Here is a 14,551-nt window from a genome sequence, read left to right on the forward strand (position 1 = left end):
CAAAGCATCATCGACGCGGCCCGCTTCGGCGCCAGTGCCGGCCATCCGATTCTGGGTGCCGCCGACTACAAGCTGGTGCATCACGCCAAGAATGGCCGCTCGGTCTACAGCTTTTGCATGTGCCCCGGCGGCACGGTGGTGGCGGCGACCAGCGAGCTGAATCGGGTCGTCACCAACGGCATGAGCCAGTATTCGCGCAATGAGCGCAATGCCAATGCCGGCATCGTCGTCGGCATCAGCCCGCAAGACTACCGCCAAGACGGCAAGTTAGACGGCCCCGTCAACCCGCTCGACGGCATGGCGTTCCAGCGCATCTGGGAGAGCCGCGCCTACGAGTTGGGCGAGGGTGGCTACAAGGCGCCGGGCGCCCTGGTCGGTGACTTCATCAAGCGCCAGCGCAGCAGCGCTTTTGGCAACGTCGAGCCGTCCTACAAGCCCGGCGTGACGCTGACCGACCTGCAGCAAAAGGGCAAGGGCAGCTTGCCCGACTACGCCTTGGAGGCGATCCGCGAAGCGCTGCCGGCGTTTGAGCGCCAGATCAAGGGTTTCGCCATGGCCGACGCGATGCTGACCGGTGTCGAGACGCGCACCTCGTCGCCGCTGCGCATCACGCGCGGCCGCGACTATCAAAGCCTCAACGTCAAAGGCCTCTACCCGGCCGGTGAAGGGGCGGGTTATGCCGGCGGCATCATGTCGGCCGGTGTGGACGGCATCGAAGTGGCCGAGGCGCTAGGCGCGGCAATGCTGGCGAGCCAAGCCCGCTAGGTCTGCGCCGCGAGCATCTCGATCAGCTCCTTCAAGAAAGCCAGCGCTTCTTCGGGCGTGGCGAAATAGTACTCGCCGCCGAGGTCGGCGGCGTCGCCGTCCGGGCCGATATGAACCACCGACCAGCCTTGCGCGCCGCCGTCGATGGCGCAGATACCGAACGCGCCGGGGCTGAGGTCCTTGGCGGAGCCGGAGGTGACAAAAATGTCGCGATCAAGGTGGGAGTGGTAGCGTTTCACGGGGCTATTGTCGGCTGTCCTATAGTCCGCGCAGTGTGGTTACTGGCAGGAGAGTCAAGATGAAAGCAGTTTGGAATGGCGTGGTCGTGGCCGAGAGCGACAAGACCGTGATCGTCGAGGGCAATCACTATTTCCCGCCCGAGTCGTTGAAGCGCGAGCACACGACCTTCAGCAACCACCGCACCGGCTGCGCCTGGAAGGGCCAAGCCCATTACCTGAGCCTGTTCGTCAACGGCGAGATGAATCCGGACGCGGTCTGGTTCTACCCCGAGCCGACCGAGGCTGCCGCTGAAATCAAGGGTCACTACGCATTCTGGAAAGGAGTGCAGGTGCAGGCATGAGGCGGCGGGGCGGAGTATGACGGGATCCCATGCACGAACTGATTGAGCTGCTGACGGCGCACGGCGTTTTGTTGGTCTTCTTGGTGACCCTGGCGGCGCGCGCCGGGCTGCCGCTGCCGGCGGCGCCGATGTTGGTCGTGGTGGGCGGGCTGGCGGCCGAGGGGCAGTTGTCCGGCATGGCAGCGCTGGTGGCGGCGGTGCTGGCCAATATCGGCGGCGATGTGATTTGGTTTGTGGCCGGGCGGCGCCATGGCTATCGGGTCATGAAGCTGCTGTGCCGCATCTCGCTGTCGCCCGACGCCTGCGTGCGCCAGAGCGAGGGCCTGATTCTGCGTTGGGGCGGCCAGGCCTTGTTGGCGGCCAAATTCCTTCCCGGTGTCTCGGTCGTGGCAGCACCGATGGCCGGGGCCTTGGGCTTTAGCTGGCGGCGTTTCATTGCCTATGACTTCGTCGCCGGTCTGCTGTGGAGCGGCACTTTTTTGCTCTTGGGTCTGATGCTGTCCGACCAGATCCAGCAGGTGCTGGACATGCTGGCCGGTGCCGGCCTGCTTGCGTTGGCCGCCTTGGGCCTGATCGTCGTCGGCCTGGTTCTGCGGCGGCTGTGGCAGCGCCGCCGCTTTGCGCGGCGCACCCGCGGCGGGCGCATCACGGTGGCCGAGGCGGCGGCGCTGCAGGACAGCGGCGCGGCGCCGGTCTTTATCGACGTGCGCGCCGCCGGCGGGCGTGCGGTCGACCCACGTCACATTCCCGGCGCCTTGCTGCTTGAGCTTGATCAGCTGAAGCGTCAGGCCGCCAGCCTGCCACGTGATCGTGATCTGGTGCTGTATTGCAACTGCCCCAACGAGGTCAGCGCCGCCTTGGCCGTGACGGTGTTGGCCGAGCAAGGCATCACCGGTGCCCGCGCCATGGTGGGAGGGCTGGACGGCTGGGTGCTGGCCGGGCGGGCCGTGGCGGGCAGCCATAGCGGCCCTAGCGGCGCTTGACAGCTATCGGCCCAGCGTGCTCGGCGGCCGTGTGCAGGCTCAAGGCTTCGGCTTGGCCCGGCTTGGCTTGGCGCTTGTGGTCGCGCTTACAAAGCCGGGTAGTCGGTATAGCCCTTGGGGCCTGGCGTGTAGAAGGTGCTGGCGTCGGGTGCGTTCAAGGCGGCGCCTGCCTGGAGCCGCGCCGGCAAATCGGGGTTGGCCAGGAAGGCGGTGCCGAAGGCGACGGCGTCGAGCTTGCCGGCGCTGATCGCTTGTTCGGCCTCGGCGCCGCTATAGCCCATATTGCCGATCAGCAAGCCCTGGTAATGCGCCCGCGCCGGCGTCATCACGTCGCCCGTCTGGGCTTGGAAAAAGTCGGCACGCATCAGGTGCAGATAGGCCAGCTTGCAGCTGTTCAGGCGGTCGGCCAAAAAGGCGGTCAGGGCCAGCGGGTCGCTGTCCTTCATATCGTTATAGCTGTTCAACGGCGACAAACGCAGGCCGACGCGGTCCGAGCCGATGGCCGCGCAGACGGCGGTCAGCACCTCGAACAAGAAGCGCGCGCGCCCCTCCATGCTGCCGCCATAGGCGTCGCTGCGCGGATTGGCACCGTCGCGCAAGAACTGGTCGATCAGATAGCCGTTGGCGCCGTGCACTTCGACGCCGTCGAAACCGGCCGCTAGCGCGTTCTTGGCGGCCTCGGCATAGGCTTGCACCAGCGCCGGGATTTCGTCAATGCGCAGCTCGCGCGGGGCGACGTTGGCAAGCTTGCCCTCGGGCGTTTGCGTCTCGCCGCTGAGGCCAATATTGCTGGAGGAGACGGTCGCTGCGCCCTGGTTGAGGGCCGGATGCGCAGCTCGCCCAGCGTGCCAAATTTGCAGAAAGATGCGGCCGCCCTTGGCATGGACGGCGGCGGTGACCTGCTTCCAGGCCTCGAGCTGTTCGGCGTTGTAGATGCCCGGCTCGCTGGCAAAAGCCGAGGTGCCGGCGGCAATCATGGTGCACTCGGTCACGATCAGCCCGGCGCTGGCGCGCTGCGCGTAATACTCGGCCATCATGGCGTTCGGCAGGTGGCCGGCGCTGGCGCGGGCGCGGGTCAGCGGCGCCATCAGGATGCGATTGGGAAGGGTCAACGCGCCGGCTTGCAAGGGTGTGAACAACATGGTTTTTGAGTGGCGATGAAGAAGGCGGATGGAAGATAGCATCAAGGCGACCCGCGGGTATCACGCAAGGTCATGTCCAGCCAAGCTGGGAAGCAAACTGGGGAGTGAAGAATGAAGATTGCCGTATTCAGCGCCAAGCGCTATGACCGTGAGTTCCTGAGCGCGGCCAATGCCAAGGCCGATGCCAAGGCCGAAGCACAGGCACAGGCCGGTCATCAGCTGCATTTTTTCGATGCGCCGCTGGACCTGGACTCCGTCGCGGTGGCGGCCGGGCATGAGGTGGCGTGTATCTTCGTCAATGACAGGTGCGATGCCGCAGTGCTGCAGGCCCTGGCGGCCGGCGGCACCCGGCTGCTGGCGCTGCGCTGCACCGGCTTCAACAATGTCGACCTCAGCGCCGCGGCGGCCTTGGGGCTCAAGGTCGTCAGGGTGGTGACTTACTCGCCCTACTCGGTGGCCGAACATGCGGTGGCGCTGCTGCTGGCGATCAACCGCAAGGTGCACCGCGCCTACGCCCGCACCCGCGATTCGAACTTCGCACTCGATGGCTTGATGGGCTTTGATCTGCACGGCAAGACGGTCGCCGTGGTCGGCACCGGCAAGATCGGCCTGGTGTTCGCGCGCATCATGCGGGGCTTTGGCTGCGCGGTGATCGGCTACGACAAATTCCCTTCGCAGGCCTTTCTGGACCTGGGTGCGCGCTATGTCGGCGCCGGCGACATCGGCGCGCGTGCCGACATCATCTCGCTGCATTGCCCCTTGACGCCGGAGACTCAGCACATCATCAATCAGGAGACGCTGGGGCGCATGAAGCGCGGCGCCTTGCTGATCAATACCAGCCGCGGCGGCTTGATCGACACCGAGGCCGCGATTGAAGCGCTGAAGAGCGGGCAGCTTGGCGGCCTGGGGCTGGATGTCTACGAGCAAGAGGCCGATCTGTTCTTCCGTGACCTGTCCAGCAGCATCATCTCGGACGATGTGTTCCAGCGCCTGCTGTCCTTCCCTAACGTCATCGTCACCGGGCACCAGGCTTTCTTCACCGAGGAGGCCATCGGCACCATCTGTGAAACCACCCTCCGCAGCGTGACCCAGTTTGCCAATGGCGAAGCCCTCAGCGACGAGATCAAGCTGGAGCCGGCCAAGCCTCAATGACAAGTCATCTCGCAGTCAGGCCGCTCATCAAATCAGCTTCTTTCAGCCCCTTTATCCCCTCCATCCAGGCTGAAAAATACCCCCGCCGATGGGCCATACAAGCAAGAAATTTGAGCCAGGATGAAGGGGATGAAGGGGATGGGTGCTGATCTGGCTCAGCCAGGCAGCCCCACTTCCGCCAGCAACTCATAGGAGCGCAGCCTGGCCTGCGCGTCATGCACGGCGCAGGCGACGATGAATTCGTCCACGCCGGTGCGGGCTTGGGTGGCGCGCAAGCCCGCGGCCACCGTGGCGGGCGAGCCGACCAGGGATTCGGCCAACATGCGCTCTACTCCCGCCTGCTCCGGTGCGCTCCACAAGCCGGCCATGCTCTCCACCGGGCGCGGCAGCAGGCCGCGCTGGCCGCGCTGCATGCCCAAAAAGCGCTGCTGCAGCGAGGTGAATAAAGTGGCCGCTTCGGCGTCGGTGGCGGCGCTGATGATGTTGATGCCCATCATCGCGTAGGGCGTCGGGTGCTTGGCGCTGGGCCGGTACTGGCCGCGATAGAGTTCCAAGGCCTGCATCAGCTGCTCGGGCGCGAAGTGCGAGGCGAACGCAAACGGCAGGCCCAGATAGGCCGCCAGCTGGGCGCTGTAGAGGCTGGAGCCGAGCAACCAGATCGGCACTTCGGTGCCCTGACCCGGCACCGCGCGCACGACCTGACCCGCGCGCTCCGGCGCCAAGTAACTCTGCAACTCGATGACATCTTCGGGGAAGCGGTCTTCGGTTGCGCTACTCAAATGCCGGCGCAACGCCCGCATCGTCGGCCCATCGGTGCCGGGCGCACGGCCCAGGCCCAGATCGATGCGACCGGGGAAAAAGGTAGCCAGCGTGCCGAACTGCTCGGCAATCACCAGCGGCGCATGGTTGGGCAGCATGATGCCGCCGGAGCCGACGCGAATCGATTGCGTGGCGGCGGCCAACTGGCCGATCACGACGGCCGTGGCTGAGCTGGCGATGCCGTCCATATTGTGGTGCTCGGCGACCCAAAAGCGCCGGTAGCCCAAGCGCTCGGCATGGCGGGCCAAGGCGATGCTGTTGGCCAGCGCGGCAGCGGCGTTGCTGCCTTCGACGATTGGGGCGAGGTCAAGTACGGAGAGCGTTGTCATGGGGTTAGTCTAGGCCTAATGCTGTCCTCGGCGGTCCGCGGCGGTCCTCGGCGGAGCTTGGTTGGCAATCACCCCGTCTTCGTACGGCTCAAATCTGCACATGGGTGACCGAGCCGCCGTTCACATACCAGTTTGCTCCGGCCACAAAGCTGGCTGCCGGTCACCACCGCCTTGAGACCTGAGAGTTTGAGGTCCATGGAGTGTTGTCCGTTCAGCTAACTAACAAGGCGAGCGGCCTTGAGGCACAGCATCATGCCGCAGTCTTGCGACCGGATAGGTCTGGACGGGCGCCATCGTCATAGGCTGAACGATGGTGATGAGCAAGGCCGCGCCGAGGCCGCTATGGCGGGCGGTTTTACCCCTTGTCCTTTGCCGGCCGTGAACCGCTGCAGGAAGCCCTCGACAAGGACTTGCGCGGCGGAACCATCGCGCAACAAGTCGTGCCCGACCCGCAGGAGCTGTCTTGAGTATTCCGATGAATTTAGCCACCTGTTCCGATTGAATGTGGCCACTCGTTCCGCTGTGATAAAGCCAGTCAAAAGTCGATATCGTCGATCTGATTTCATCTGCTTTTAAGGGCTGCGCAAGTGCCCAGAGCCCCACTCGGCCGCGCGGCTGCCGGAATGAAAATCCGCTCAGCCGAAGCTGTGCCGAAAGCGCGGCAAGGGTCGTTTCTTATCCCCTCTATCCCCTCTATCCCCTCCATCCTGGCTCGGTTTTCTTCCTGGCTTGAGCCCTTCTTAAATCCTTAGCTAGGCCAAGATTGATGCACTGCGACGGGAGAATTTTTTGCCAGGATGAAGGGGATGAAAGGGATAAATGCAGAGTGGGCGAGTGGGAGACTGGGCGAATGGGCCAGGCCTCGCGCAATGGCTGCCAAAGGCCAATTCCCAGTGGCGGCTTCGGCCACAGAGCGGCCACAGCGCCCGGGCCACCGACTTAGCGCAGCGAGCTCAAGGCTGAGAATGCGCACGAGCGGCGCTAACTTTGCGGCCTTGATGGACGGGCGCTAGTGGGCCCGGCGCAAGGTCAAATTGATGCGCTGCCTGCCCAGCAGCGGGTGCAGGCCATCGGCCAGCGGCAGCACGCCGTGAAAGCGCAGCCTGGATGGGCCACCCCAGACCAAGACATCGCCATGCTGCAGCGTCAGCCGGGCCGCTTTGTCGGCACGCGTCAGGCCGCCGAATAAAAAAACGGCGGGCAGGCCCAGCGAGATCGACACGATGGGCTGGCTGTAGTCTTGCTCATCGCGGTCTTGGTGCAGGCTCAGGCGATTGCCGGGCAGATAGCGATTGATCAGGCAGGCGTCGGGGTCGAAGTCGGCAAAGCCGGCGCGCAGCGCCGCCGCTGCGGCCAGTTGCTTGATCAGCGCCGGCATCGGCGGCCAAGCCCGCCCGGTCAGGGGATCCAGCGCCTGATAGCGGTAGCCGCGCGCATCCGACACCCAGCCCAATTCGCCGCAATTGCTCATCGCCACTTGCATCAATTGGCCGCCGGGTGTGTGCAGCTGGCGCAGCGCCGCCGCGCCGGTGACGGCATCGACGGCGTCCAACAAGGCGCCGGCTTGGTCCAGCGCCAAGCCGGGCAGCAGCAGGGCGCCGGGTGCCAGGCTGAGTTCCGGGTCTGGGGGGAAGAGGTCGGCAGTCATGTGGAGGAGGTGAGTGGGGGCGGCGGCACCATCAGCTTACGCGCCGTCCAAGCGTCCAAGTAGACTGGAGCTTGCTTCAGCTCTTGCCCAGCGCACATTGTTCCTCAAGCCCTCCACCCGTTCGGCGCTGCCGCCCTTCGCCGGCAACCCGCAGCTCAGCCAAAGCCTGCTGCTGGCGGCGCTTTTGCACCTCTGGTTGGTGCTGATGCTGGGCAATGCGACCGGCACAGCGCGGCCCGGCGACGGTGTCTGGGGGCGGCTCAATGTGACCTTGACCGGCGCTAAAGCTGGCCAAGGCGAACTCGACGACGGCGCGGCGCCTTCCAGGTCGGCCTTGACGGCCGTCCCCGCCGGGCCGGTCGGCCAGGCGCGGCAAGCGCGCGTGGGCGGCGCGGTGCGGCCGCTGCAGGCAACGACGCCCAAGGCCCCGCTGCCGACGACGCCGGGCGCCGCCAAAGTGGGCGCTTGGAGCGAGCAAGCACTGGATGCGGCGCCCATGCCACCAACGCCGACGCCTGCCGATCCGGCGCCTATGCTAAGCGCGCCCGCCGCGCTGGCGCGGGTGCGGCCGCTTGGCCCGGCCGGGCTGGCGCTGGCGCCGGCAGCGCTGCCGTCGGCGCCCTTGGAGGCAGCGCCCTTGCCGACCGCGACGGTGTCGGTGCTGGCGCCGCCTGGCGCTGTCGCCCTGAGCCGCAGCAAGCCAGCGGCGCTACTGCCCAGCCCCTTGCCGGCTTTGCCGACTGAGCCCGGCCTCGCGCCTGTGATGCCGATTGATGCTCAGCCTGTGGTCTTGGCCCCCGCACCCGCGCCGGCCGTCGAAGCCGAGAAGCAAATGGCCGCGCCGCTTGAGCTCAGTCGTCAAGCGCGCAATGAGGTGCAGGCCATGCCTGCGACGGCAGCCGCCCCTAGCCTAGCCCCAGCCCCAGCCCTGCAGTCGGCCGCCGTGGCCGCGCAGCCAAGCGCAGGCGCTCAGCAGTCGCCAAGCCAAAACACCAGCCCAAACACCAGCCCAAACACCAATGCCGCTGCGCCCGGTTCGGCGCCGATGCCGCCACGGCAGGGCTCGCCCGAGGCCGGGCCGCGCCTGGGTGTTGATGTGGCCACGCCGGCTTCCACGCCGGCCAATTTGCCGCGTCTGAATCTCAATTTGCCGCGCCCGCGGGGCGGTGAGTTGTCGAGCCGCGGCTCCAGCGGGGTGTTGGACCTGCTGCCGACGCCGCCGGATCGCAAGTCCAAGCTGAGTGAAGACATGGAAAAAGCCGCCCGCGAAGATTGCCGCAAGGCTTACGGCGAAGCCCTCGGGCTGTTGGCCGTGGTGCCGCTGGCGCTGGACGCTGCCCGTTCCAATAACAAGGGCTGCCGCTGGTAAGTCCTAACCCCTTCGGCCAGGGGATTGAGGCTCGGCGGCTGCGTTTCACCTCGGCAGGCCGGGCACAATGCGCGCATGACGGCGCCCGATGGTTTTGACCCCAATTCGATTCTTCAGGAATTCACCGAAAAGCTGCGCGAACGCGACAAGCCGGTGGATCTGTCGATCTCGCAGGCGACGCTGAATGCCAATAGCGCGGTCAAGTCCGGCCCCGCCGCCCCGTCCGCCTTTGTGGTTGAACCCACGGCGTCGGCGGCTAAGCGCGCAGGGCAGCGGCCCGGCGGCGGGCGCTGGGATATGCATGACGTCACCGATGTCGAGGATGTGCGTGAACGCCACTCGGCGCAGGCGCCGCCGCTGAATTTGGCCGCAGCGGCCGAAGCTGATCAGGCCTTGAACGAGGCGAATGAGCTGGATGAGCTGGATGAGCTCGAACGCGCGGCCGCCGCCGCCGCGCTGCAAGCCAGCCTTGCCGCCGAGCGGCTGGCCGAGGGCCGCAAAAAGCGCGCCGCAGCCGAGCAAAAAACGGCCGAAGAACAAGCCGCCAAGGTAGCGGCCGCGCAAGCCGCTGAAGTGCAAGCCGCTGAAGTGCAAGCCGCTGAATTGGAAGCGGCCGAATTGCGCACCGCTGAAGAGGCCAGAGTCGAGGCTTTGCGAGTCGCGCAAGCGCTTGCCGCTGAGCGAGCTGCGGCCGAACGATTGGCAGCTGATCGTTTGCTTGCCGAGCGCTTGACTGCCGAGCGAATAGCTGCCGAGCAAATAGCTGCCGAGCAACTAGCTGCCGCGCGAACAGCCGCTGCACAGTTGGCCGCAGAGAAATTGGCCGCTGAGGTTTTGGCCGCCGAGGCACGAGCCCGGCAGCTCGCGGCCGAGCAAGCCAGTTCGGCGGCGCAGGCTTTGCTGGACCAGCAGGCGCGAGCAGCGGCGGCTGAGCGGGCGGCGGCTGAGGTCCTGGCGGCCAAGTTGGCGGCCGAACTGTTGGCCGAACTGGTGGCCAAACGAGCCGCCGAAGCGGCAACCTTGGAGCGCGCCAAGCAGCAGGCGCTCAGGCAACAAGAACTTGCACGCCAAGCCAATGAGCAAGCCTTGGCTGCCGCAGCCATCGCGGCTCGGCGGGCTGCCGTCGAAGCTGCCGCGCGGGCCAAGCAAGCGGCGACCAAGCAGGAAGCACTCGACAAGGCGCTGGACAAAGCGATGCACAAGCAAGCCGCAGCTGCGGCCAAAGCGCTGGCGGGGCATATCGCGGCCGCAGCTGCTCAGCAAGCGGCTGCGGCGAAGGCGCTCAAGAAGCAAGATGAACAAGCCGCCAAGGCCCGCCAACAGGTCAGACTCGCGGCCGACAAGGACGCCGCTCAGCAGCGCAAGGCTGAAGTAGCCGCCGCAGAGAAGCGTTTGCGGCTCGAACGCAAAGCCGAAGCCGAAGCCGAAGCCGAAGCCGAAGCCGAAGCTGAAGCTGAAGCTGAAGCCGAAGCTGAAGCTGAAGCCAAGGCCAAGCGTGAAGCCGAGCAGCTTGCCCAGCGGCAGCGCGCCGAGGCTGCTGCGATCGCGTTGGCGCAGGCACATGCACAGGCACAGGCACAGGCTGAGCTACAGGCCAAGCTGGCGGCCGACAACAAGCAAGCCGCTCAACAACGCCAGGCCGCAGCCGCCGCTGAAGAGACGCGGTTGCGGCTCGAACGCGCAGCCGAGGCCGAGGCCCAGGCCAGCGCCAAGCTTGAAGCCGAGCGGCTTGCCCGGCGGCAGCGCGCCGAGGCTGCTGCGATCGCGTTGGCACAGGCACAAGCCCAAGCCCAAGCCCAAGCCCAAGCCCAAGCCAAGGCACAGGCTGAGCGGGAACAGCAAGCCGCCGCGGCGGAGCATGCGGCCGCGCAGCAGCGCATCGCCGAGCAACAGCGACAAGCGGCATTGGCCCAAGTTTTGGCCGAGCAACAGGCCCAACGTGAGCGGGCCGAGGCGGCTGCAGCGCTTGCATTGGCGCAGGCCAAGCTGGTTGAACAGCAGCGCGTCACGGACGAGGAACGGGCCCGCGAGCGACAAGTTGCGCAGCAGCGAGATGAGGCGATGGCGCGGGCCCGTGCAGAACAGCAAGCTCAGCATGCGCTAGCGGAAGCTGCCGCAAGGGCCCAGGCCCAGGCCGAAGCGCAGGCTCAAGTCTTGGCCTTGGCACTGGCCCATGCCGAGCAAGAGGCTGCCGCGGCGGCTGCAGCCCTTGAGGCGGAGCGGCAGCAGCGCCAGGCCGAGCAAGTCGCGCGCGAACAACGAGCCGCTGCCCAAGCCCAAGCCCAAGCTCAAGCTCAAGCTCAAGCTCAAGCTCAAGCTCAAGCTCAAGCCGAGGCTGAAGCACAAGCCGAGGCGCAACGCCGCGCCCAGGCCAAGGCTCGCGCCGAGGCGCAAGCCAAACTGGAGGCGGCGCCGTTTTTGCGGGTTGACTTGCCGCGTGCCGCGGCGCTGCCCGAGCTGGACCTGGCCAGCATCAACATGCCCAAGGTGGCCGCGCCGGCGCTGAGTCAGGCCGACGGCCTGTTGGACCTGGGCGGCTTGCTGGCGCAGGTGGCCGGCACGGCGCGCCAGGCGGCCCCGGCGGAGCCCGCCTGGCAGCCGGGCGCGGCCTTGCGCGAGGCGCTTGATGCGCAGCGCCGGCCGCGTCCGCAAGACGAGCTTGATCTTGGCCATCCCCCTCATCCCGCCAATCCCGCCAAGCGCTGATCCGCGACCTCTCAGCGAATCCCCACACAGATGACAACGACGATCACCCCAGGGCTGCTGGTCCTGCATGGCAACCGCGCCGAGCTGCTCGGCGAGGCGGTGTTTGAGTGGCTGCGCCGCCAGCCGCTGGGCGCGCTGGAGGAAGAGATTTTTCTGGTCCAGAGCAATGGCGTGGCCGAGTGGCTGAAGATGACGCTGGCCGAGCAAAACGGCATCTGCGCCGCCACCCGGGTCGAGTTGCCGGGGCGGTTTTTGTGGCGCAGCTACCGGCAGATGCTGGGCTTTGAGGCGGTGCCGGCGCTCTCAAGGCTGGACAAGTTGCCACTCACCTGGAGCCTGATGCGCCTGCTGCCCGAGCTGATGGAGCGGCCCGGTTTTGAGCCGCTGGCGGGGTTCTTGCGGCTGGGCGGCATGGAGCGGCGGCTGCAACTGGCGTCCGCCTTGGCCGACTTGTTCGACCAATACCAGGTCTATCGAAGTGACTGGTTGGATGCGTGGGGTGCTGGGCGTGATGTACTGCCGCAGCTCAGCCATAGCGACGCCGCGGCCGAGCTGCCGGCCGATCAGCGCTGGCAGGCGGCGCTGTGGCGCGAGCTGCAAGCGCCGCTGAGTCCGGCCGAGCGCTGCGGCTCGCGGCCGCAACTGCAGCAGCGCTTTGTGGCGGCGGTGCAGGGCGGTCAAACACCCGTGAGCCCGCTGGCTAGGCGCGTTATCTTGTTCGGCATGACCCATGTGCCGATGCAGACCTTGCAGGCCTTGGCCGCCCTGGCAGGGAATTGCCAGGTGGTGCTGGCCATCCCCAACCCCTGCCGCTACCACTGGGCCGACATCATGGACGGGCGCGAGCTGCTGCGCGCGCAGCGCCGCCGCCAGCCCTTGCGCCAAGGGCTGGACCTGGCGGCGCTGTCGCTGGAGGAAATGCATGCCCATGCCCACCCCCTGCTGGCCAGTTGGGGCCGCCAGGGGCGCGATTTTGTGCGTCAGCTGGACCAATTTGATGATGTGCTGCAGGCGCAAGAGCGCTTCCAGGTCAGCAAGGTCGATCTGTTCGATGAGGCGCCGGGCGACTCTCTGTTGGCGCAGGTGCAAGCGCATATCCGCGACCTGACGCCGCTGGCGGAGCACCCGCGGCCGGCGGTCGCCGCGACGGACAAGTCGATCGTTTTCCACATCGCCCACAGCGCCCAGCGCGAGGTCGAGATCTTGCATGACCAGTTGCTGGCGCTGCTGGCTGACGGGGAGCAAACCCTTGCAAGTTGTCCGCCGGGCCGCCCCAAGGACAACTTGGACCCCTCGGGGGGCCGCCCGAGTATTGCTCGGGTGGGGGTCCCACTTACGCCGAGAGACATCGTCGTGATGGTGCCCGACATCGAAACCTTCGCGCCGGCGATCCGTTCGGTTTTTGGCCAGTACGCGCGCAGCAGCGACAAACGCTTCATTCCCTATGACATTGCCGACCTGAAGGAGCGCGCCAACAATCCGCTGGCCGTCGCGCTGGAATGGCTCTTGCGTCTGCCGCAGCAGCGCTGCCGCCTGAGTGAGCTGCAGGCCTTGCTGGAAGTGCCGGCGATCGCCGCGCGCTTCGGCCTGCAGCCCGAGGACTTGCCGCGCCTGCAGCAATGGATGGAGGGCGCCGGCATCCGCTGGGGGCTGAATTTTGAGCAGCGTGCCGATATGGGGCTGGCCGCCTGCGGCGAGGCCAATAGCCTGGCGTTTGGCCTGCGCCGCATGCTGCTGGGCTATGCCAGCGGCGAGGGGCCGGCGTTCCAGGGCATTCAGCCCTACGCCGAGGTGGGCGGTTTGAGCGCGGGCCTGGCCGGCTCACTGGCTGATCTGGGCGCCGCGCTGGACGCCTGGTGGCGCCTGGCCGCGACGCTGGCCACGCCGCTGGATTGGGCCGAGCGCGGCCGCCAATTGATCAGCGATTTCTTCCTGCCCAGCAACGAGACCGAAAGCTTGACGCTGGCGGCCCTGCAAACGAGCTTGAGTGCCTGGTTGGAGGTCTGCGCCTTGGCCGGCTTTGAGGAAGCGATCGAGCTGGCCGTGGTGCGCGAGGCCTGGCTGGCCGGCCTGGATACGCCGACGCTGAACCGCCGCTTCAAGGCCGGCGGCGTGACCTTTTGCAGCCTGCTGCCGATGCGGGCCGTGCCCTTCGAGGTGGTCTGTCTGTTGGGCATGAATGATGGCGATTACCCGCGCCGTGCCAGCCGCAACGACTTTGATCTGATGGGCCTGCCCGGCCTGGCGCGCCCCGGCGACCGCTCGCGCCGCGATGACGACAGGCAGCTGATTCTGGAGGCCTTGTTGTCCGCGCGGGCCAAGCTCTACATCAGCTGGAGCGGCCGCAGCGTGCGCGACAACAGCGAGCAGCCGCCCTCGGTGCTGGTCGCTCAGCTGCGCGACTATCTGGGCGCCGGCTGGGGCGACGAGGTGTTGAAGCCCTTGACTACCGAGCACCCGCTGCAAGCCTTCAGCCGGCGCTACTTTGAAGGTGTGACGCCGGCCCTGTTCACCTATGCGCGCGAGTGGCGCGATGCGCACAGTGGGCCGGACTTGGCTGCCGCGGCTGTTACCGCCGAAGCGCCCGAAGTTCAGCAGGCCCTGAACGTCGCCACGCTGAGTGCCTTTTTGAAAAATCCCGTCAAGGCATTCTTCAAGCACCGGCTGTTGGTGCAGTTTGCTCAAGCCGAGCAGGCGACCGAGGACGATGAGGCCTTTGCCGTCGCCGGCCTGCTGGAGTATTCGATGCTGCGGGAGCTGCTGGACGAGCTGCTGGTGGGCTTGTCCGCCGATGAAGACCTGACCGACCGCGTGGCCGCGCATGCCGCCCGCCTGCGCCGGGCCGGCCGCCTGCCGATGGCCGAGCAGGGCCGGCGGGTCGAGCAAAAGCTGGTGGCCACGCTAACGCCGATGTTGCAGGCCTGGCTTGAACTGCGCGCGCTCTATCCGGTGGCGGCGCCGAAGGAGTTGCTGCGCTATCCCTTCGAGCCCAGCGGGGCTGAGGCGGTTTTTGAGGATTGGTTGACCGATCTGCACAGCCAGGCCCTGGGCGGGCAGC

11 protein-coding genes are annotated in these 14,551 nt (G+C 66.8%); 7 read left to right on the forward strand and 4 right to left on the reverse strand.

Annotated features, from left to right (window positions below):
* A partial coding sequence (locus tag RMO57_RS05735; RefSeq protein ID WP_414896377.1) for an NAD(P)/FAD-dependent oxidoreductase occupies positions 1 to 765 on the forward strand: 765 nt, incomplete at its 5' end.
* Here RMO57_RS05735 and RMO57_RS05740 read toward each other — a convergent pair.
* Positions 762 to 1,004 (reverse strand): hypothetical protein, encoded by a 243-nt coding sequence (locus RMO57_RS05740; protein ID WP_310385036.1) that lies wholly within the window; start codon positions 1,002 to 1,004, stop codon positions 762 to 764. The two genes, RMO57_RS05735 and RMO57_RS05740, sit on opposite strands and share 4 nt — an antisense overlap.
* A gap of 59 nt (positions 1,005 to 1,063) precedes the next feature.
* On the opposite strand from RMO57_RS05740, the gene RMO57_RS05745 reads away from it, so the two are divergent.
* Both RMO57_RS05745 and RMO57_RS05750 read left to right on the forward strand, forming a co-directional pair.
* On the forward strand, positions 1,064 to 1,345 hold the full coding sequence (locus tag RMO57_RS05745; protein WP_310385038.1) for a DUF427 domain-containing protein: 282 nt from the start codon (positions 1,064 to 1,066) through the stop codon (positions 1,343 to 1,345).
* Between the two features lie 29 nt (positions 1,346 to 1,374).
* A complete protein-coding gene (locus RMO57_RS05750; protein WP_310385040.1) occupies positions 1,375 to 2,328 on the forward strand; it encodes a DedA family protein/thiosulfate sulfurtransferase GlpE in 954 nt (317 codons plus the stop codon).
* Positions 2,329 to 2,414: 86 nt separating this feature from the next.
* On the opposite strand, the gene RMO57_RS05755 is transcribed toward RMO57_RS05750, so the two are convergent.
* On the reverse strand, positions 2,415 to 3,470 hold the full coding sequence (locus RMO57_RS05755; RefSeq protein ID WP_310385042.1) for an alkene reductase: 1,056 nt from the start codon (positions 3,468 to 3,470) through the stop codon (positions 2,415 to 2,417).
* Between the two features lie 111 nt (positions 3,471 to 3,581).
* Between RMO57_RS05755 and RMO57_RS05760 the strand changes: the two genes are divergently transcribed.
* Entirely contained in the window at positions 3,582 to 4,622 is a 1,041-nt protein-coding gene (locus tag RMO57_RS05760) for a 2-hydroxyacid dehydrogenase (RefSeq protein WP_310385044.1), read from the forward strand.
* 155 nt (positions 4,623 to 4,777) lie between these two features.
* Here RMO57_RS05760 and RMO57_RS05765 read toward each other — a convergent pair whose 3' ends face one another.
* Both RMO57_RS05765 and alkB read right to left on the reverse strand, forming a co-directional pair.
* On the reverse strand, positions 4,778 to 5,770 hold the full coding sequence (locus RMO57_RS05765) for an LLM class flavin-dependent oxidoreductase (RefSeq protein ID WP_310385046.1): 993 nt from the start codon (positions 5,768 to 5,770) through the stop codon (positions 4,778 to 4,780).
* A 1,009-nt stretch (positions 5,771 to 6,779) separates the two neighbouring features.
* Positions 6,780 to 7,418 (reverse strand): DNA oxidative demethylase AlkB, encoded by a 639-nt coding sequence (alkB, locus tag RMO57_RS05770; protein WP_310385047.1) that lies wholly within the window; start codon positions 7,416 to 7,418, stop codon positions 6,780 to 6,782.
* 97 nt (positions 7,419 to 7,515) lie between these two features.
* On the opposite strand from alkB, the gene RMO57_RS05775 reads away from it, so the two are divergent.
* The 3 genes from RMO57_RS05775 to recC all read left to right on the forward strand — a co-directional run.
* The gene (locus RMO57_RS05775) at positions 7,516 to 8,787 is read left to right on the forward strand and encodes a hypothetical protein (protein WP_310385049.1); all 1,272 of its coding nucleotides are present in this window, start codon (positions 7,516 to 7,518) and stop codon (positions 8,785 to 8,787) included.
* Between the two features lie 75 nt (positions 8,788 to 8,862).
* On the forward strand, positions 8,863 to 11,493 hold the full coding sequence (locus tag RMO57_RS05780; protein WP_310385050.1) for a hypothetical protein: 2,631 nt from the start codon (positions 8,863 to 8,865) through the stop codon (positions 11,491 to 11,493).
* Between the two features lie 30 nt (positions 11,494 to 11,523).
* Positions 11,524 to 14,551 (forward strand): exodeoxyribonuclease V subunit gamma (recC, locus tag RMO57_RS05785; protein ID WP_310385051.1); only part of this gene is annotated, 3,028 nt, incomplete at its 3' end.

The sequence above is a fragment of the Roseateles sp. genome (assembly GCF_031397715.1).
Classification (GTDB): Bacteria; Pseudomonadota; Gammaproteobacteria; order Burkholderiales; family Burkholderiaceae_C; genus Paucibacter_A.